The 17973-nt window shown below is 66.0% G+C and carries 18 protein-coding genes; 9 read left to right on the top strand and 9 right to left on the bottom strand.

Annotation, left to right across the window (positions count from 1 at the left end; all coding sequences use genetic code 11):
* Nucleotides 1-89: 89 nt before the first annotated feature.
* The 3 genes from ACFK0J_RS08580 (at nucleotide 90) to ACFK0J_RS08570 (ending at nucleotide 1928) form a co-directional block, all read left to right on the top strand.
* Nucleotides 90-536 carry a protealysin inhibitor emfourin gene (locus ACFK0J_RS08580; RefSeq protein WP_378738190.1) on the top strand — a complete coding sequence of 149 codons (447 nt, stop codon included), beginning with the start codon at nucleotides 90-92 and terminating at the stop codon, nucleotides 534-536.
* 78 nt (nucleotides 537-614) lie between these two features.
* The gene (locus ACFK0J_RS08575; protein ID WP_378738188.1) at nucleotides 615-1106 is read left to right on the top strand and encodes a GNAT family N-acetyltransferase; all 492 of its coding nucleotides are present in this window, start codon (nucleotides 615-617) and stop codon (nucleotides 1104-1106) included.
* A 201-nt stretch (nucleotides 1107-1307) separates the two neighbouring features.
* Nucleotides 1308-1928, top strand: coding sequence for a maleylpyruvate isomerase family mycothiol-dependent enzyme (locus ACFK0J_RS08570; protein WP_378738186.1), 621 nt, complete (start codon nucleotides 1308-1310; stop codon nucleotides 1926-1928).
* A gap of 4 nt (nucleotides 1929-1932) precedes the next feature.
* Here the strand turns inward: ACFK0J_RS08570 and ACFK0J_RS08565 are convergent, their stop codons facing one another.
* Entirely contained in the window at nucleotides 1933-3483 is a 1551-nt protein-coding gene (locus ACFK0J_RS08565; RefSeq protein ID WP_378738184.1) for a dolichyl-phosphate-mannose--protein mannosyltransferase, read from the bottom strand.
* Nucleotides 3484-3575: 92 nt separating this feature from the next.
* On the opposite strand from ACFK0J_RS08565, the gene ACFK0J_RS08560 reads away from it, so the two are divergent.
* Nucleotides 3576-4289 (top strand): spermidine synthase, encoded by a 714-nt coding sequence (locus tag ACFK0J_RS08560; protein WP_378738181.1) that lies wholly within the window; start codon nucleotides 3576-3578, stop codon nucleotides 4287-4289.
* Between the two features lie 4 nt (nucleotides 4290-4293).
* On the opposite strand, the gene ACFK0J_RS08555 is transcribed toward ACFK0J_RS08560, so the two are convergent.
* From ACFK0J_RS08555 to ACFK0J_RS08540, 4 genes are all read right to left on the bottom strand, one after another.
* Nucleotides 4294-4794 (bottom strand): metallophosphoesterase family protein, encoded by a 501-nt coding sequence (locus tag ACFK0J_RS08555; RefSeq protein ID WP_378738179.1) that lies wholly within the window; start codon nucleotides 4792-4794, stop codon nucleotides 4294-4296.
* Between the two features lie 13 nt (nucleotides 4795-4807).
* Nucleotides 4808-7582, bottom strand: a complete 2775-nt coding sequence (locus ACFK0J_RS08550; protein ID WP_378742705.1) for an RND family transporter — start codon at nucleotides 7580-7582, stop codon at nucleotides 4808-4810.
* Between the two features lie 116 nt (nucleotides 7583-7698).
* Nucleotides 7699-8112: an MmpS family transport accessory protein gene (locus ACFK0J_RS08545; protein ID WP_378738177.1), complete on the bottom strand. Its 414-nt coding sequence runs from the start codon at nucleotides 8110-8112 to the stop codon at nucleotides 7699-7701.
* Nucleotides 8113-8306: 194 nt separating this feature from the next.
* Entirely contained in the window at nucleotides 8307-8642 is a 336-nt protein-coding gene (locus ACFK0J_RS08540; RefSeq protein WP_378738175.1) for an Lsr2 family protein, read from the bottom strand.
* A gap of 114 nt (nucleotides 8643-8756) precedes the next feature.
* On the opposite strand from ACFK0J_RS08540, the gene ACFK0J_RS08535 reads away from it, so the two are divergent.
* Both ACFK0J_RS08535 and ACFK0J_RS08530 read left to right on the top strand, forming a co-directional pair.
* Nucleotides 8757-10805 (top strand): M3 family metallopeptidase, encoded by a 2049-nt coding sequence (locus ACFK0J_RS08535; RefSeq protein WP_378738173.1) that lies wholly within the window; start codon nucleotides 8757-8759, stop codon nucleotides 10803-10805.
* Nucleotides 10806-10956: 151 nt separating this feature from the next.
* Complete coding sequence (locus tag ACFK0J_RS08530) at nucleotides 10957-11616, top strand: S1 family peptidase (RefSeq protein WP_378738171.1); 660 nt, start codon at nucleotides 10957-10959, stop codon at nucleotides 11614-11616.
* Between the two features lie 15 nt (nucleotides 11617-11631).
* Here the strand turns inward: ACFK0J_RS08530 and ACFK0J_RS08525 are convergent, their stop codons facing one another.
* From ACFK0J_RS08525 to ACFK0J_RS08510, 4 genes are all read right to left on the bottom strand, one after another.
* Nucleotides 11632-12396, bottom strand: coding sequence for a TerD family protein (locus ACFK0J_RS08525; protein ID WP_378738169.1), 765 nt, complete (start codon nucleotides 12394-12396; stop codon nucleotides 11632-11634).
* 191 nt (nucleotides 12397-12587) lie between these two features.
* A complete protein-coding gene (locus ACFK0J_RS08520; RefSeq protein WP_378738167.1) occupies nucleotides 12588-12848 on the bottom strand; it encodes an NAD(P)-binding protein in 261 nt (86 codons plus the stop codon).
* Nucleotides 12823-14028 carry an MFS transporter gene (locus ACFK0J_RS08515; protein WP_378738165.1) on the bottom strand — a complete coding sequence of 402 codons (1206 nt, stop codon included), beginning with the start codon at nucleotides 14026-14028 and terminating at the stop codon, nucleotides 12823-12825. Before ACFK0J_RS08515 ends, ACFK0J_RS08520 begins: the two co-directional genes overlap by 26 nt.
* Nucleotides 14029-14061: 33 nt before the next feature.
* Nucleotides 14062-15429, bottom strand: coding sequence for an FAD-dependent oxidoreductase (locus ACFK0J_RS08510; protein WP_378738163.1), 1368 nt, complete (start codon nucleotides 15427-15429; stop codon nucleotides 14062-14064).
* Between the two features lie 102 nt (nucleotides 15430-15531).
* On the opposite strand from ACFK0J_RS08510, the gene ACFK0J_RS08505 reads away from it, so the two are divergent.
* The 3 genes from ACFK0J_RS08505 (at nucleotide 15532) to arsB (ending at nucleotide 17926) form a co-directional block, all read left to right on the top strand.
* Entirely contained in the window at nucleotides 15532-16371 is an 840-nt protein-coding gene (locus ACFK0J_RS08505; protein ID WP_378738162.1) for a helix-turn-helix domain-containing GNAT family N-acetyltransferase, read from the top strand.
* An 89-nt stretch (nucleotides 16372-16460) separates the two neighbouring features.
* The gene (locus ACFK0J_RS08500) at nucleotides 16461-16838 is read left to right on the top strand and encodes an ArsR/SmtB family transcription factor (protein WP_378738159.1); all 378 of its coding nucleotides are present in this window, start codon (nucleotides 16461-16463) and stop codon (nucleotides 16836-16838) included.
* Complete coding sequence (gene arsB / locus ACFK0J_RS08495) at nucleotides 16835-17926, top strand: ACR3 family arsenite efflux transporter (RefSeq protein WP_378738157.1); 1092 nt, start codon at nucleotides 16835-16837, stop codon at nucleotides 17924-17926. Before ACFK0J_RS08500 ends, arsB begins: the two co-directional genes overlap by 4 nt.
* The last annotated feature ends 47 nt before the right edge of the window (nucleotides 17927-17973 follow it).

The raw sequence follows: 17973 nt of genomic DNA, 5'->3' as shown, positions 1-17973 counted from the left end.
CGCGTCATAGCTTCCCGGGAGTCACTCAAAGCTTCCCCAGTTAAGAGTTCCATTGCCTCGCCGTACTCCGCGCGCCGATACTGTGCGGTATGGGCGAATTCCGGTCCCGCCGTCATCTCGCACAACTGCTGTTTCTTCCGGCCGCGGTAGTCGTCACGCTGTTCCTCACGGCGGCGGCTTGCAGCGGCTCCGGCGGAACCCCGCCCGGCACAGGGACTTCGGAGCCCACCCGGGTCGAAGTGAACCAGACCGGCGGCTTCGCCGGCGTCAACGAGGTCTACACCGTCGACGCCCAGGTCGACAACCAGCGCCGCGCCCCCCTATTCGACATGGTCGGCAGCGAGCAGTTCCTGGCATTGAACGACACCTACACCGAAAACGACTGCCGCGACGCCTTCTCCTTCACCGTGACCGTCACCTACAGCAACGGCGCCACCAAGAACATCACCACCGACGAATGCAGCCAACCACCCGCAATGCTGACCGACGTCATCGCCCTCACCAAGGAAATCGGCCACCGCCACGACGGCAAGTAGTTGGCCGGGCCACAAAGTCATTCCACCACCGGGCGGCGCCTCCCGTGGCTCGCCGACCGTCGAGTTACGCTCATCCGGGTGATCAGTACCGATCGACTGACCTTGCGCCCGCTGACCTCCGGTGATGTCGACGCCTTCGTCGCCCTACACGCGGATCCGAAAGTCTCCCGATTCCTCGACCCATACCCGCGTGAACGCGCGGTACAACGCCTCGCCGAAGTCGAACGGCAATGGGCCCGACGTGGTCACGGACTGTTCGCGATCCTGCTGAACGATACCGGCCAGTTCATCGGCCGATGCGGATTCAACTACTGGGAGCAGTTCGACGAAGTGGAGGCGGCCTGGACCCTGGATCCCGCTGCTTGGGGACGCGGCTACGCCACCGAAGCCGCCCGAGCCTGCCTCGACTGGGGATTCGACACACTCGACCTCGACTACATCACCGCGATGATCCGTGAAGGCAACGACCAATCCGTCCGGGTCGCAGAACGTATCGGGTTCACGCCGCGCCGCCAGGACACTCTCGCGGGTCATCCCGTCACCGTCTACGCCGTCGATCGCCCCGCCTGACCGGCATGGACGTCTGAATCCACGCAAATGGTGCAACTCCCCGCACGACCGATGAATTCGAGCGAGCGCGATCGTCTCGAATGATGAACCGCGCGCCCAACGGGAGCGGATCAGTCGCAGGGTCGTCTTTGCTCGGCGGCTTCGTTCGAAGTGGAGGAATGCTTGGTGTCGGATGTTGTGTCTCGCGAGGGTCTTTGGGCTATGGCGCATGCGGAACGGGCCGCGTTGGCCGAGGATCTCGCGGGACTGGATGACGGGCAGTGGGGGCGGCGGTCGTTGTGTGGGCGCTGGGTGGTGGAGGAGGTTGTTGCGCACCTCACCGCGGGGGCGAGTGTCGGGCGGATGCGGTGGCTGGTGAGTGTGCTCGGTGCCCGCTTCGATTTCGATCGGCACAATGATCGGCGACTAGCCGAGCATCGGGGGGCGACGCCGGCCGAAACACTCGAACGGTTCCGGGCGGTCGTCACGTCCACCACCGCGCCCTCGGGGCATACGGCGGCTTGGCTCGGGGAGGTGGTTGTCCATGCCCAGGACATTCGGCGGCCGCTCGGGCTGACGCGCACACCGTCGGTCGCGGCGACCACCGAGGTTGCGCGGTTCTTCGCCGGTCGCGATTTCACCGTTGCCAGCCGCGGCATCATCGAGGGCCTACGCCTCGAGGCGACCGACGGCCCCTTCGCCGTCGGCACCGGGCCCTTGGTGCGCGGGACGACCATCGCGCTCACCATGGCAATGGCCGGCCGACATGCCTATTGCGACGACCTCATGGGACCCGGCGTGCCCACCTTGCGCGGGCGCTGTACACCGCCGAACGGCGGCTGACACGCTACCGCCAACTCGGCAACCACAACTCGCGCTGCCAGGTATCCATCGAAATCGGCATCGCCGTGAGAATCGGCCATATCCAGATGAAGTTGGCCACCACAATGCCGAGATACAGGCATACGGTCAGGAGCCGCAATCGCCGATGCTCGTCGGAATGCGGTGCCCGGCCGATGATATCGCCGAGCCCGATCGCGAGCAGCATCATCAGGAACGGCGCCATCGCGGTGGCATAGAAGAAATACATCTGCCGATCCAGCGACACGAACCACGGCAGCCATGCCGCCAGGTAGCCGACAAGTACTGTCGCGTATCGCCAGTCATGACGAGTGATGGATCGCCAAGCCGCCCACAAGAGCACCGGCAATGCCAGCCACCAGATGGCGGGTGTCCCCAGGAGCATCATGGCTTTCACGCACGGCGAATAGCCGCAGCCACTCGCGGTACCGGGGTCAGGAAAGTAATACAGCATCGGGCGCAGCCCCATGGGCCAAGTCCACGGCTTCGATTCCCAGGGATGATGGTTGCCCGCGGAGTTCGTCAGATGCGTGTGGAAGTTGAGAACTTCGCCGCTGTTATACCAGAGGGATCGCAGCGCATCGGGAACGAAAGAAAAGAACCCGCCCGTTCCGATCTGATTTCCGACCGCGTATCTGTTGATGCCGGTCTCACTGGCAAACCAACCGCCGTACGAGGCGAGGTAGACACCCATCGGAATGACGATCAGTGCGTACACCGAGGGGACCAGGTCGCGCACGAAGGTACCGACCCACGGCCGCGTCACCCCGTAGGAACGCCGCACGGTCACACTGAATACCAGGCACAGCAGAAAGAACGCGACCACGAAGTAGATGCCCGACCATTTCGTCCCGCAGGCGAGCCCTAGGAATACGCCGGCACCGAACCGCCACCAGCGCACCCCTAACCTTGGACCATATGGCGTCGAGGTGGTGCGACCGGCCACATCGGCGTGTGCCATCCGCGCCCGAATTTCGTCACGGTCCACCACGAGACAGCCGAATGCCGCAGTGGCGAACAACGCGAGAAAGATGTCCAGCATACCGATGCGGGATTGCACAAAAGTGACCCCGTCGGCAACCATCAGAATACCCGCGATCGCGCCGACCATGGTCGACCGGGCCAACCTCCGCGCGATCCGGATCACGATCAGCACCAACAGAGTTCCCGCTACCGCCGCGGAAAACCGCCAGCCCCATGCGTTGTAGCCGAAAATCGCTTCACCGAGCGCGATCGCCATCTTACCGACCGGCGGATGAACGATTACCGGGAACGCGGGATTGTCATCGATCCACATCCCATTGGTCAACATCTCCCAAGCCTGGGATGCGTAATACTTTTCATCGAATACCGGATATCCACCATCGGTCGGATAATTCAGATTGATGAAACGCGTAATCGCCGCGATGACGGTAAGGAATGCGGTGACAAGCCAGCCACGGAGACGATCATCGGGAAGATCATCCGCCGTCGGCCGCAACGGCCGAGGGCTGGTTAGAGCAGAAGGCACTGGCCGCGGATCGGTCAGCCGGATCATGTGTCGATAGTAGATGCGTCCTCCAACCAGCGACCACTGGGCAGCAAGCCGCGGCCGAGGGCAGTCGACTCCCTGGGCCTATCGTCACTGCGATGAGCGCACACTTCGAGGAACTCGGCTGGCAGCCGACGCCGATGGGCGAGATCAGCCTGCGCCGCCGGTTCGATCCCACCGCGCGCACCGATGTCTATGAAGTCAAGCTCGGCGACGAGTACCTGATGTCGAGTCTGTTCACCGTCGCGGAATGCGAGCTGGCCCGATTGGGCCTGGCTCGTACCCCCGGCGAGGAATTGGACGTGCTCGTCGGCGGACTCGGCTTGGGCTACACCGCACGAGAAGCCCTGGCCGATCCACGGATTCGGACACTGACCGTCGTCGAATATTCCGAGGCGGTCATCGACTGGCACAATCGCGAATTGTTGCCCGACACTGCCGGATTGGCCGCCGACAGCCGGGTGACGCTCGTGTGCGCGGACTTCTTCGCGGCAGCCGCGGGCCCGGCGGGGTTCGACCCGGATCAGCCCGGCCGGACCTACGACGCGATCTTGCTGGATATCGACCACTCACCACGCCACGTGCTGCATCACCCGCACGGCGCGTTCTACACCCCGGACGGCCTGCGCGCCATGTCCGCGTTTCTCGCCCCGGGCGGCACCTTCGCCCTGTGGTCCGACGACGCCCCGGACGACCAATTCGTGGCGACCCTGGAAGCCGTCTTCACCGATGTCGAAGCCCAGCGGGTGTTCTTCGACAACCCGCTCACCGGGAGCCGATCGAGCAACACGATCTACCTCGCGACCCGGTGAGCTCTCACCGCGGCGGAATGGCGTGCAGTTCCACCTCACACAGCCGACCCGAACGGACCCGAGCTGTCAGGTAGGTGTGCTCGGGCTGCCGTCGTCGATCCGTGGGTGAACCGGGGTTGAGCAGCCGCAGTCCGCTCTCGGCAACGCTGTCCCACGGAATATGGCTGTGCCCGAACACCAGCACATCGGTATCCGGGAAGTCCCGTGCGCACCGCTGCTCCCGGCCCTTCGCGGGTCCGGTTTCGTGCACCACCGCCAGCCGCAGCCCAGCCAATTCGGTGCGGGCGATCTCGGGCAGTCTGGCGCGCAGCCGCGGGCCATCGTTGTTGCCGTACACGCCGATCAGGCGCTTGCTGCGGGCCTCAAGCTGATCCAGCAACGCCACCTCGACCCAGTCGCCCGCGTGCACGACCACATCGGCCGCGTCCACCTCGCGCCACAACAACTCCGGCAGATCCCGCGCGCGCTTGGGCACGTGGGTGTCGGAGATGATCAGCAACCGCATACTGTCCGGTGTATCACGGTCGGCCAGTTGTCGCGGTCCGCTGAATGTTGATCGGCCACCAGAACCAGCGACCGGCCAGCGCCGCGATGGTGGGGACCACGAAGGACCGGACTATCAGGGTGTCCAGGAAGAGCCCGATCCCGACGGTGGTGCCGATTTGGGCGATGTTGTGCGCGTAGCTGACGAGCATGGCGAACATCGTGAAACCGAATACCAACCCCGCGGTGGTGACCACCCCGCCGGTATTGACCATCGACCGGATGATTCCGGTATTGATGCCCGCTGCGAGCTCCTCTTTGAATCTGCTCACCAGCAGCATGTTGTAGTCCGCGCCCACGGCGACCAGGAATATGAACGAAACCGGCGCCACCGACCAGTGCAACGGATTGCCGATGAGGTGCTGCCAGATCAGGACGGTCAGGCCCAAAGCGGACAGGTAGGACAGTGCCACCGTGCCGATCACCGCGACGGCCGCGACGAGGCTGCGCAGCAGGATCAGGACCACACAGAACACGAACGCGAACGCGGCGACGACGCTGGTGATGAAGTCCTCGCGGACGAAGGCCTCGATATTGAGCAGCGTGCCGCCGGGTCCACCGATACTGACCGTGCTGCCCGCCAGCGAGGTGCCCTTCATCGCTTGCAAGGACGCCGGGATGATCTTCGCGCTGAGATCCATTGCCTCGCGGCTGAATCCTTCCATCTGCGGTGTGACGATCATCCGGGTCACCTTGCCGTCCGGCGAGAAGAAATAGGGCAGTGCGCTCTTGAAGAGCGGACTGTCGAATGCCTGGCTGGGCATGAAGAAGAAGTCGTCGGGGTCTCCCGTGGTGAAGCTCTTGCTGACTTCTCCCAGGAATTGGCTGATGTCCGATACCTGCGGGAGCAGCATGTTCAGCGTGCTCTGCAATGGCGCGAGAATGCCTTCCACCTGTGCGATGAAGTCCTTGACGCTCGCCAGCTGCGCGGCGAGCTGCGGGAAGGCTTGCGAGGCGGAATGCACGCCCTGCACCAGACCGTCGACGACGGTGTCGAGCTTGCCGACATCGTCGAAGAGAGAGAACCCGGTCAGCGCGGCCTGGCAGGCCCGCACGTCATGGCATTGCGGGATCGAGCTGACGAATTGTCTTGCGGGCCCGGCCGTATCCCGCAACGAGTTCAGTTTGTCGACCACTCCGGCAACGTCGGTCTGGAGCGCGGCGGCATTGCTGTTCACCTCGTCGAAGCCCGCTTTGCCAGTGCTCAGTGCGTCTTCCACACCTTTGACCGTGAGATTCAGCTGATCGATGCGCCCGGCGAGGGTGGTGAGGTCGTCGAGCCGCTGGCTGAGCATGGTCGTCATTTGGGTGAAGCGGTTGCCGATGTAACCCGCCTGGTTGGTGAGCGTGCCCTGCTCCAACGGTGTCGTCAACGGACGCGTAATCCCCTGCACCGCACTTACTCCGGGGACCTTCAACACGGCATTGGTCAGTTTCGCGAGTGCGATCAGATCCGCGGGATTGCGCAGGTCGTGATCGGATTCGACGAGAAAGATGCTGGGCGCCATGATATTCGGCGGTAGATGGCGGTCGGCTGCCGCGAATCCTTGGTTCGCCAGCGAGTCGCTGGGTTGCGCGATGCGCTCGTTGAAGCTGGGCCGGAACGTGGGCAGCACCAGGATGGCGAGCACCAGCACGGTGAGGGCGGCGACCAGCACCGGGCCGGGCCAGCGGACCACGGTGGTCGCGATCCGCCGCCACCTACGCTGCGACGACTGCGCGCGCGGTTCGAAAAAGCCGAGGCGGCTCCCGAGTGCCAGCAGCGCGGGCCCCAGCGTCAGTGCGGCGGCGAGGGTGACCATCACCGCGATCGTGCAGGGCAACCCGGAGGTGCTGAAGATCGCCAGCCTGGTGAAGGACATGCAGGCCGTCGCCCCGGCAACCGTCAGGCCGGACGCGACGATGATGTGCAGAACCCCGCGCAGCGCCGTGTAATACGCGGTTTCGGGATCCACACCGGCACGCCGGGCCTCTTGATACCTACCGAGCAGGAAAATGCCATAGTTCGTGCCCGCCCCGAGCACGATCACCGCGAGCAGCGCGGACGCGAAGATCGAGACACCGATCATCTGATGCTCGCCGAAGTAGGCCACCACGGGCCGGGCGACGGCGAGGCCCATGCCGACCGTGAGCAGCGGCATCGCCGCCGTGATCGGCGAACGGTATACGCAGATCAGGACCGCCCCGACCAGCCCGGCGCACACGACGATGAGCAGCAACATGGAATCGTTGATCGCCACGAGTTCGTCGTTGACAACCGCGGAGGGACCGGTCAGATGGACCTTGATCCCTGGTGGCGGCGGGTAATCGGCGATGATGTCCCTGGCCGCCTGGGTGGATTCCATGGCCATGGCGGTGCCCATATTTCCCGCCAGGTTGAGCAGCACATACGACACCTTTCCGTCGGAACTCTCACTCGCCGGAGAGAAGTCCGGGTTGGACCACAGGTCCATCGCGGAATTGATGTGCGCTTTGTCCTGAGTCAGGCGATCCAGCAGCGCCGTGTAATAGCGGTGCGCGTCATTGCCGAGCGGGGCGTCCCCTTCCAGCAGGACATAGACGAAATTGTTCGTCCCCGCCCCGCCGAAATAGTGGCCCATCTTGACGATCGCCTGCACCGATGAGGCCTCGTCCGGCAGAAAGGACTGGGCATGTCCCTTGACCACCGTCTCGAGCTGGGGAACGAAGAAATTGAGCCCGCCTGCCGCTATCAACCACACGGCGATGATCGGCACCGAGAACGTGTACATCAGTCGCGCGAGAATCGGTCGGCCCGGCCTGCGGCGCAGATGTTGCCTGTCGAACGGCACCGCGAACTCGCCACGAATCTTGACGAGTAGCTCCCGCAGCCGGGCCCGCACGGCGCTCATGACACCGGCACCTTGCAGTTGACCGCGGCGAACGGCCCATCCGACACCTGAGCGTCCCTTGGCTCCCCGTTGATGACGATGCGGCAGGACACATGATCGGCATCCGATTGCGCGACCACGCCCGTCGGCAGGGTCAGCCTGTCGGTGCGCATCGAGGTCCGCCACGGCAGGCCGGTCGACACATCGCGAACCTGGCCCTGTGCATCGAGATACGACAGCCGCACCGAGGTTCCGCTCGGCCCGTCGATCTCGTAGTCGATGACCTGTTCGCTCGGCCGCCCCAGCACCGGCGGCGGGGTCGAATGCCCGATCGCCAAATCCGGGATCTCACTCAGCCGCAGCCGGGCTATGAAGAGAGCCGTCACACCTAGAACCAGGACTACAACGCCGTACACCCAGGCACTCTTCATGACCTTCTCCGCTGTCTGTGCGAGCCCGTGACCTTCGGTTATGCGCGCGTCTGGACCTTGACGTGACGCACGGTAACAGCTAGTCCGCTGAGTAGGCAATATGGCATACGGCATAACCTTGCCGAGAAAAAAGATCGCGTGCCGCCGGCGACAGACGCCGGTCGGAGCACGCGATCCGCTACGTCGAACTCGGACTAGGCGTTCGCCTTGCTGTACGCCTCGACGACCTCCGCCGATACCCGTCCCCGGCTCGACACCTCGATACCGCTCTGCTTCGCCCAATCCCGAATCGCCGCGGTCTGCGCCCGATCCCCCGCTGGACGCACCGCACCGTTCTTGCCGCGCGGCACCCGGCCGACCTTGCGGGCATGCGGTGTCCATTCCTCGAAGACACCACGCAGCTTGCTGGCGTTGAGCACAGACAAGTCCAGCTCATATCCCACACCGTCGACGGCGAACATCACCGTCTCTTCGGCCTGCGACTCCCCATCGAAGTCGTCGACCAGCGTCACAACCACTTTGCGAGCCATACGGATTCCCTTCACACGCCCACGGACCGACAAAGAAGCCAATCCTAGTCAGACACTTCCGACCGGTAGCAGCGCCCACACCGTCGTACACCGTTCCGGCATAAGGTTTCAGCTATGACGAGCAACCCGTTCTTCGAGCCGAGCACGCTCCCCTACCAGTTGCCGCCGTTCGCCGAGATCCGCGAGGAGCACTACGTGCCCGCGTTCGAGCGCGGCATGGCAGAGCAGTTGGCCGAGGTCGCCGCCATCACCGCCGTCGACGACGCGCCCTCGTTCCCCAATACCGTAGTAGCGCTGGAACGTTCGGGAGCCTTGCTCACCCGAGTGTCCAATGCCTTCTTCAATATCGCCTCCGCGGACTCCAGCCCGGGTACCGACGCGATCGAGGCCGAGATGTCGCCCAGGCTGGCCGCGCACCGGGACGCCATCTATCTCGATCCCGCGTTCTTCGCCAGGATCGAATCGCTGTATGGACGCCGCGACGAACTCGGCTTGGCCGCCGAGGAATTGCGGTTGCTGGAGCAGTACCACCTCAGGTTCGTCCGGGCCGGTGCCGGACTCGACGCCGACGGGCAGGCTCGGTTGCGCGCGCTCAACACCGAAATCGCCGCGGCGGCCACCGAATTCGGGCAGAACAATGTGGCGGCCAGAAACGCCGCGGTGCTGGTCTTGGAGAACGTCGAGGAACTGGCCGGACTCGCTCCCGCGGCGGTCGCCGCCGCGGCCGAGAACGCGCGGTCGCTCGGCCGCGAAGGGGCGTGGGCGCTCAGCCTGCAGAACGTCTCCAACCAGCCCGTCCTGCGGGAACTGGCCGACCGGGAGGTGCGGCGCCGGATGATGGCGGCCTCGCTGGGGCGCGGATTCGGCGCGGACGGTAATGATGTGCTCGCCGTCCGGATCGCCGCCCTGCGGGCCGAACGCGCCGCCTTGCTCGGCTACCCGGATCACGCGACGTACGCGGTGGAGGACCAGACCGCACGCTCGGCCGAGGCGGTGGAGGAAATGCTCGGGCGGCTCGTGCCGCCCGCGGTGGCCAACGCGGAGCGGGAGGCGTCCGAGCTGACGGCGGCAATGCGGGCGAACTCGACCGACCACGACGGCGAACTCCGCTCCTGGGACTGGCTGTACTGGTCGGAACGGGTGCGCGCCGAACGGTTCTCGGTAGACGCCGAGGCACTGCGCCCCTACTTCGAGCTCGAGCGGGTGTTGCGGGACGGGGTGTTCTTCGCCGCCGAGCAGGTCTACGGGATCACCTTCCGGGAGCGCGAGGATCTGGTCGGTTACCACCCTGAGGTCCGAGTCTTCGAGGTGTTCGACGCGGACGGCAGCGCGCTGGGGCTGTTCCTCGGTGACTTCTTCGCCCGGCCGTCGAAACACGGCGGGGCCTGGATGAACGAGCTCGTCAGCCAATCCCGGCTATTGGGAACGCTGCCGGTGGTAGTGAACAACCTCAATGTGGTGAAGCCGCCCGCGGCCGAACCTGCCCTGCTGACCTGGGACAACGTCAGAACGCTCTTCCATGAGTTCGGGCACGCGCTGCACGGGCTGTTCTCGGATGTGCGATATCCGTTCTTCGCCGGGACCGAGGTGCCGCGGGACTTCGTCGAGTTCCCTTCGCAGGTGAACGAGATGTGGATGGCTCAGCCGGACGTGCTGGCCAACTATGCGCGGCACTTCGAGACCGGCGAGCCGATGCCCGCCGAACTGGTCGAGCGCATGGTGGCGGCCGAGCGGTTCGGCGAGGGCTTCCGCACCGTCGAATACCTCGGTGCCGCACTGCTGGACTGGGCATGGCACCGCGTACCCGGAGCCGAGGCGCTGGCCGGAGCCGACGCCGAGGCGTTCGAGGAAGCGGCGCTCCGAAAAGCGGGCCTGGCCATCGAGGCGATTCCGCCGCGGTACCGGACCGGGTACTTCGCGCACATCTTCTCGGGCGGGTACGCCGCGGGCTACTACTCCTACATCTGGAGCGAGGTGCTCGACGCGGACACGGTCGACTGGTTCAACGACGGTGCCACGTCGATCCGTGAGAAGGGCACGGTGTTCCGACGCGAACTGCTGTCCCGGGGTGGATCGGTGGACCCGCTGGCGGCCTTCGAGTCGTTCCGTGGCCGCGCGCCCGCGATCGAGCCGCTGCTGATCCGGCGCGGGCTGGTCAGCTGAGGGCGGCCCGCATCGGCAATACCTGACGGAGGTCCACAGCGCCTATGTGAATTCGGTTGCGACATAGCCCGTTTGGAATCGGTCGAGTCGGGAATGTCGCGAACACCCCGGTGCGACGGTGCCGGGCGACCGAACCAGAGGAGTCATGCCCATGACACGAACCGCGCTCGCCTTCGCCGCCACCGCCGCAGTGCTCGCCGCCGGATCCGCGTCCGCGCAAGCCCAGGCAGCCGACACGCCACCGACGATCGGCGGCGGCTCCGGCATCGTGGTCGACGCGCGGGCCGGGTGCACGCTGACGACGATCGGCCGGGACAGCGCGCAGCGGTTGGTCGGTTTGACCGCGGGACACTGCGGAGAGCCGGGCGCGACCGTCGTCGTCGAGGCCGATCCCGACGGCACGGCGGTGGGCCGGTTCGTCTATTCCGACCGCACCCTGGATTACGCGGTCATCGAATTCGATGAGCAGCGGGTCACTCCGGTGAACCGGGTCGGCGGAACCACCATCACCGGGCTCGGTGCGCCCGCGCAGTTCCCGACGGTGGTGTGCAAGCGGGGCAGCACCACCGGAACGAGTTGCGGCGTCGCCTGGGGTGATGTCCGTGCCACCAACACCGAGACCTGGACCCAGATGTGTGTGATGAAGGGCGATTCCGGGGCGCCCGTCATGGTCGGCACCACGCTGGTCGGCATGGTGAACGCCTATCTCGGCATCGGCTGTCTCGGTCCCGAGGTCGGTACCAATATCAGCGCCATCGTGCACGACTTGAACGCTCGCGGCGAGATCGGTGCCGGATTCCAGCCCCTCTGACGGCGCTTTTCAACGCTATGGCAGATACCGCGCCATCTGCGGGACCGCTTCGGACAGGTGATGCGCGTAGATACCCTCGCCGATCCCGACGAAATACCAGCACTGTGGGGTACGAAGCAGTTTGCCCATCACCTGCCCGGTGTGCGGGCCACCGCTCAGCAGATATCGGGTGATCTCGGTGCCGGGCGTGGTGTCGAGCAGCCGGTAGTACGCGTTGTCGATCTGCCCGAAACTCTGTCCCGAATAGGAGGTTACGAGGAAAATCACGGCCGTCACCTCGGGTGCCAACCGCGCCAGATCGACGGTGATCACCTCGTTGTCCCCCACGCCCTCCCCCGTCGGGCTGTCCCCACTGTGCGAGATCGATCCGTCTCGCGACACCAACTGCTCGTGGTAGACGGTGTCCACCAGTACCTCACCGGCGAAAACCAAAGCCGCTGAATTCAAGTCGATACGGTTGCCCGGGGTGACCGTGCCGTCGAAATCGACGAACAGGGCTTGATCGGACGGATCCCAGCCCAGGGAAACCGCGACGTGCTCCGGCAAGGTGCCGTCGGAATTCTGCAACGGAAAGGACAACCGTGTCCCCTTTCTCAGGGGCGAGCACGGTATCCAACTACCGCAACGCCGAACGATCCAACTGTATAGCCGCCCCGCCGTGCCTGCTCGACATTGAGTGGCTCGTCGCCATTGACGATGCCGGGTGCGACTTCCGGACCGCTTCGGACCCGGCCCGCCTACCCGCGAACCGAGCCCGAACCAGCCCGTTACTCGCCGCATACCCCGCGTTCCGCGAGTTCAATCGTGGGCACTACAACCCGACCATTGCCGGTGCCTTCTTGACATGCGCGGCCAGCGCGCCGATGACATGGTCGGCATCGCGGTGGACGCCGCGGAGTGTGTTGGAGAATGGCGGAGTTGCCTGCCCCGACGACGACAATGCGTTGCCCCACATAGGGTTTGGGATTGAGCTAGTCGGCGACATGCGGCAGAGCACCGCTGAATTCGTCTCGGCCGGGCGGGTCGGGGATATGCGGGTTGGTGAACGACCCGGTGGCGGCCACGATTCCGGCTGTGTCGTAGTAGTGCGACCACGAGCCTGTCGGCTCGGGTCCGGCTTCGACAATCACCGGCGCGAGGCCGTGCTTCTGCAGTGTGCGGGCGGCGGTGAGGCCGGATTGTCCGGCACCGATGACGAGGCGTCGATCATGAAAGTGGTTCTTTCCGTGCATGTTTCGGGATAGCTACCAACGACAGGACTGCGGCGGCGGAGACCAGTCCGCCCAGCAGCAGGTAAACAGCGGCGTAGCCGCCGACCGCGGCCGCCAGTGCGGTGGTGGCGAACGGCGCCAGCGCCCTGGTGATCGTGAGCGGGGCGGAGAGCAGCCCGGTGAGGTGGCCGTAATGAGCGGTGCCCCAGCGATCGGTGATGGCGGTGGCATGTAACAGCGTGAACACGCCGCGGGCCATGCCACCCAGGACCGCCGCGGCGATCAACGCCGCCGCGGTCGTGAGCACGCCGAGGAGGATGGTGGTGACCGCGATGGCGAGCAGGATCAGCAGCGTGCGGGTGCGGACACTGGTGCGACTCGCCAGCGCCCCGTAACCGAGGCGACTGGCGACCTGACCGACGCCGCCGAGACCGAGTGCCATCGCGGCGGTGCCGCTATCGATGCCGCGTTCGGTCAATAGCGGCACCATGGTCACGATCACGGCGAAGGAGGCAAACGCGGTAATACTCAATGCGATTGCCAGCGTGAGGAATACGGGACTACGCCCGATTCGGCCCGGATCGGCGAGGTGCGCGGGCCCGGGCTCAGCGGCCGGGCGTGGCGGCCACGGCAGCCGTAGCCCGAGCCAGTGGCCCGGCACGGTGACCACCGCGAGAATCACCGCCAACACGAGATAGGTTGCACGCCAGTCGAAATGCGCCGACAGCGCGGCGGTGAGCGGAGCGAACACCGTGCTGGCCAGTCCCCCGGCCAAGGTCAGCACGGTCAACGCCTTGACCCGGTCCGGGCCGTGCCAGCGGGTCAGTGCCGCGAAGGCGGGCGGGTACAGCACCGCCCCCATCGCCACGCCGACCAGCAGCCACCCGGCGAAAAACCACCGCAGGCTCGATGCGGACGCCACCAGGACCAGCGCCGCGACAGCCAGCAGCGAACCCACGGTCATCACCCCGCGCGGACCATGGCGGTCGAGCCACCGCCCGACCAGAATCCCGACGAGCGCCGTGAGGAGCTGTCCCGCCGAGAACGCGGCGGTCAATGCGGTCGCCGACCAGCCGGTGGCGGTAGTTATTTTGCCGAGCAGTACAGGGAAGGCATAGAACAGGACGCCCCAGCTGGTGACCTCGGTGACGCACAGCACCAGTAGCACCCGCCGCAACCCGGTATCGGTTGCGGCGGGCACCGATGGCGCCGAAACAGCTTCCAGCACAGGGGTTCAGCGGGAAGTGGTGGCGGAGAGGGTCAGGTCCTGGATCGCGACCGGCGCGGACAACGACAACTCGTGCGCCTCCGTCGGAGCGGTGCAGCAGCCGCCGCTCGACTCCTCGGCGGGCGCGTCGAACAGCCCGGACCCACCGCAGACGCCTGTTTCGGGCAGCACCAGCTCCACCCGTTCGGCGGCCTGCTGATCTCCGGCCAGCGCGGCGGCGATGGAGCGGACCTGCTCGTAGCCGGTCATCGCCAGGAACGTCGGGGCGCGGCCGTAGCTCTTCATACCGACCAGGAAAACGTCCGGCTCCGGATGCGAGAGTTCCTTCACCCCATGCGGATACACAGTCCCACACGAGTGGACGTTGGGATCGATCAGCGGTGCGAGCGATGTCGGGGCCTGCAAGGTGGCGTCCAACCCGAGCCGGATTTCCGACAGCCACGACAGATCAGGGCGGAACCCGGTCAGCACCACGACCTCATCGACCGCGGTTACCGGATCTCCCTCGGCGGGAACGAGTATCAGCCGACCCGAGTCGTCGCGTTCGACGGTTTCGGTGCGGAATCCCGTCACCACGCTGATACGTCCGGCCTCGACGGCGGACTGTGCCCGTAGACCCAGCGCGCCACGGGCGGGGAGTTGATCGGCCTGTCCGCCACCGAACGTCGCGCCGATGTCGCCGCGACGTAGCAGCCAGGTGAGCCGGGTTGCCGGATGTTCGTCCGCGAGGGCCGCGAAGGCGACCAATGCGGTGAGCGCGGAGTGCCCGCTTCCGGCGACCACGACGTGCTTGTTCGCGTACCGAGCGGCGGTGTCCGGCGCGGCGAGATCCGGGACGCGGTAAGAAATTCGGTCCGCCGCAGCGGTTTCCCTGATGGCGGGCAGACCGTCACCGCCGAGCGGGTTCGGTGTTGTCCATGTTCCCGACGCGTCGATCACCGCGCGGGCCGCGATCCGTTCCTCGCCGTTGGCGGTACGAACGTGCACGGCCAGCGGTTCGGTGTCGCGCCCGGCATCGACCACCCGGTCCCGCCCCCGCCGGGCCACGCCGATCACCTCCGCACCGAACCGGACGCGGTCCCCCAGCGCCTCGGCCAGCGGGCTCAAGTACCGCGTTGCCCATTCCGAACCGGTCGGGTACCCGTCGAGGTCGGGTTGCTGCCAATCCCGCGATTCGAGCAGCGGCCGGGCGGCGGGCGCGATCAGCTCGGCCCACCGGGAGAACAGTCGAACGTGCCGCCACTGCGCCACCGCGGCCCCCGCTCGGTCCCCGCGCTCCAGGACGAGCACCGGCAGCCCGCGGGCGGTCAGTTCGGCGGCAGCGGCCAGCCCGACCGGGCCCGCTCCAACGACAACGACAGGAAGGGCATTCATCGCACACCATCTTTCATCGATCCGTATCGATTAATCAATGCAGAGAGTATCGACCGGGGTCGATAGATGCAACCATCGATCCAGATCGATATACTGGCGGCCATGGCCATCGCGTTACCCCGAGCCCAGGTCCTGCCCACCGGCGAGGCGACCACCTATGCCGAGTGGTTCGCCTGCCTGGCCGAGCCGGTACGGGTGCGCCTGCTACACGCGGTCGCCACCACCCCGAAGGGCATCACCGTCGGCGCGCTGACCGAAATCCTCGGCACCAGCCAGTCCACCACCTCGCATCACGTGCGCAAACTCGCCGACGTCGGATTCGTCCGCCTGCACAAAGAGGGCACGGCCACCATCGTCACCGTCAACGAGGCCTGCTGCGCCGGGTTGCCGCACGCCGCCGACGCGGTCATGGGCCTGCTCGCCCCGCGCCCGTGCTGCCCCGACGAGGTACCCGCCGACGTCACCGTCCGGGCGCTCCGACCCGCCGACTGGACGGCCGTGCGCCGCATCTACGCCGAGGGCATCAGCACCGGCCTGGCCACCTTCGAAACCACCGTGCCGAGTCGCGCCAGCCTCGACGCGCACTGGCTGCCCGAGCACCGCTGGGTCGCCGAGATCGACGGCCGAGTCGTCGGCTGGACCGCCGCGAGCCCGGTGTCCACCCGCGAGTGCTACACGGGCGTCGCCGAAACCGCGGTATTCGTGGGCGACGGCTACCGCGGCCGCGGGGTCGGAAAAGCGTTGCTGCACAAGCAGGTCACCGAAGCCGACACCGCCGGACTGTGGACCCTGCAGGCGGCGATCTTCACCGAGAACCGGGCCGGCATCGCGCTGCACCACGCCGCTGGGTATCGCACCGTCGGCATCCGCGAACGCATCGCCCGGTTGGATGACGTGTGGCACGACACGGTCCTGATCGAGCGGCGATCGCCGATCAACTGAGGTCGCCGAGTGCCGTTGCACTCGGCGGCCGCGCGAGGTTCACCGACTGTTTGCTTGCTCATGGATTAGATATCGATCAATATAGGCGAATGTCGAAGTCAAAGCTGGTGGTGACGCCGGTGCAGTCGTGTACCGCCACACCGATCGTGCGTGAACCCCTGACCGCCGAGGCCGCGGGTGCGTTGGCCGGGGTGTTCAAGGCGCTGTCGGATCCGATTCGGCTGCGCCTGCTGAGTGCGATCGCCAGCCGCGAAGGACAAGAGGCATGCGTGTGTGATCTGTCGGAGGGTATCGACCTGACCCAACCGACGATCTCCCATCACCTAAAGGTGCTGCGCGAGGCCGGACTGCTCGACAGCGAGCGCCGCGCGTCCTGGGTGTATTACCGAGTGCTTCCCGAAGCACTGCAACGACTTTCGCAGGTGCTGCTGACCGAAAGCGGCACCGCGGCCGGGGTGACCGCATGAGCGTGGACACCATGGGCAACGAGCAGGGTGTCGTTGCGAAGCTGTCCACGCTCGACCGGTTCCTGCCGGTGTGGATCGGAGTCGCGATGGTACTCGGACTCGGGCTCGGACGGCTGATCCCCGGGCTCGGCGACGCACTGAGCGCGGTCGAGATCGACGGCATCTCGCTGCCGATCGCGATCGGGCTGCTGATCATGATGTACCCGGTGCTGGCCAAGGTTCGCTACGACCGCCTCGACACGGTCACCGGTGATCGTGGCCTGCTCGTCGGTTCGCTGGTGTTGAACTGGGTGCTCGGTCCCGCACTGATGTTCGCGCTCGCCTGGCTGCTGCTGCCGGATCTGCCCGAGTACCGGACCGGCTTGATCATCGTCGGCCTGGCCCGCTGCATCGCGATGGTGATCATCTGGAACGACCTGGCATGCGGTGACCGGGAGGCCGCCGCGGTCCTCGTCGCGCTCAACTCGGTATTCCAGGTGATCATGTTCGCCGTGCTGGGCTGGTTCTATCTGTCGGTGCTGCCCGGCTGGCTCGGTCTGGAACAGACCACCATCGACACCTCGCCGTGGCAGATCGCGAAGTCGGTGCTCATCTTTCTCGGCCTCCCGCTGCTCGCCGGATACCTGACCCGCCGCCTGGGTGAACGCGCCAAGGGCCGTGACTGGTACGAGTCGACGCTGCTCCCGCGCATCGGGCCGTGGGCGCTGTACGGGCTGCTGTTCACGATCGTGATTCTCTTTGCGCTACAAGGAAAGCAGATCACTTCGCAGCCACTGGATGTGGTACGGATCGCCATCCCGCTGCTGATCTACTTCGCCCTGATGTGGGGTGGCGGCTACCTGCTCGGCGCCGTCATGGGCCTCGGCTACGCCCGCACCACCACGATGGCGTTCACCGCCGCGGGCAACAACTTCGAACTCGCCATCGCCGTGGCGATCGCCACCTATGGCGCCACCTCGGGCCAAGCACTCGCCGGAGTCGTCGGGCCCCTCATCGAGGTACCCGTCCTCGTCGGCCTCGTCTACGTGTCCCTCGCGCTGCGAAAGCGGTTCCGGGACAACGCCTCCACCGTCAGCTCCGCCGTCTAGCGGCACCGACCGCGCTGTCCGGCGCCGCAACGACGCCCCGACCCGGT

This window comes from Nocardia brasiliensis (genome assembly GCF_042691675.1).
Taxonomy (GTDB): Bacteria; Actinomycetota; Actinomycetes; order Mycobacteriales; family Mycobacteriaceae; genus Nocardia; species Nocardia brasiliensis_D.
Note: the sequence above shows the minus strand (reverse complement) of the source record. Positions and strands in the feature narration are given on the sequence as shown.

Bases quoted from the DNA above. Each gene is read 5' to 3' on its own strand.
- ACFK0J_RS08580 (WP_378738190.1), top strand. From the start codon at position 90: ATGGGCGAATTCCGGTCCCGCCGTCATCTCGCACAACTGCTGTTTCTT.
- ACFK0J_RS08570 (WP_378738186.1), top strand. From the start codon at position 1,308: ATGGCGCATGCGGAACGGGCCGCGTTGGCCGAGGATCTCGCGGGACTG.
- ACFK0J_RS08565 (WP_378738184.1), bottom strand. From the start codon at position 3,483: ATGATCCGGCTGACCGATCCGCGGCCAGTGCCTTCTGCTCTAACCAGC.
- ACFK0J_RS08560 (WP_378738181.1), top strand. From the start codon at position 3,576: ATGAGCGCACACTTCGAGGAACTCGGCTGGCAGCCGACGCCGATGGGC.
- ACFK0J_RS08555 (WP_378738179.1), bottom strand. From the start codon at position 4,794: ATGCGGTTGCTGATCATCTCCGACACCCACGTGCCCAAGCGCGCGCGG.
- ACFK0J_RS08550 (WP_378742705.1), bottom strand. From the start codon at position 7,582: ATGTACACGTTCTCGGTGCCGATCATCGCCGTGTGGTTGATAGCGGCA.
- ACFK0J_RS08545 (WP_378738177.1), bottom strand. From the start codon at position 8,112: ATGAAGAGTGCCTGGGTGTACGGCGTTGTAGTCCTGGTTCTAGGTGTG.
- ACFK0J_RS08540 (WP_378738175.1), bottom strand. From the start codon at position 8,642: ATGGCTCGCAAAGTGGTTGTGACGCTGGTCGACGACTTCGATGGGGAG.
- ACFK0J_RS08535 (WP_378738173.1), top strand. From the start codon at position 8,757: ATGACGAGCAACCCGTTCTTCGAGCCGAGCACGCTCCCCTACCAGTTG.
- ACFK0J_RS08530 (WP_378738171.1), top strand. From the start codon at position 10,957: ATGACACGAACCGCGCTCGCCTTCGCCGCCACCGCCGCAGTGCTCGCC.
- ACFK0J_RS08525 (WP_378738169.1), bottom strand. From the start codon at position 12,396: ATGCGGCGAGTAACGGGCTGGTTCGGGCTCGGTTCGCGGGTAGGCGGG.
- ACFK0J_RS08520 (WP_378738167.1), bottom strand. From the start codon at position 12,848: ATGCACGGAAAGAACCACTTTCATGATCGACGCCTCGTCATCGGTGCC.
- ACFK0J_RS08510 (WP_378738163.1), bottom strand. From the start codon at position 15,429: ATGAATGCCCTTCCTGTCGTTGTCGTTGGAGCGGGCCCGGTCGGGCTG.
- ACFK0J_RS08505 (WP_378738162.1), top strand. From the start codon at position 15,532: ATGGCCATCGCGTTACCCCGAGCCCAGGTCCTGCCCACCGGCGAGGCG.
- ACFK0J_RS08500 (WP_378738159.1), top strand. From the start codon at position 16,461: ATGTCGAAGTCAAAGCTGGTGGTGACGCCGGTGCAGTCGTGTACCGCC.
- arsB (WP_378738157.1), top strand. From the start codon at position 16,835: ATGAGCGTGGACACCATGGGCAACGAGCAGGGTGTCGTTGCGAAGCTG.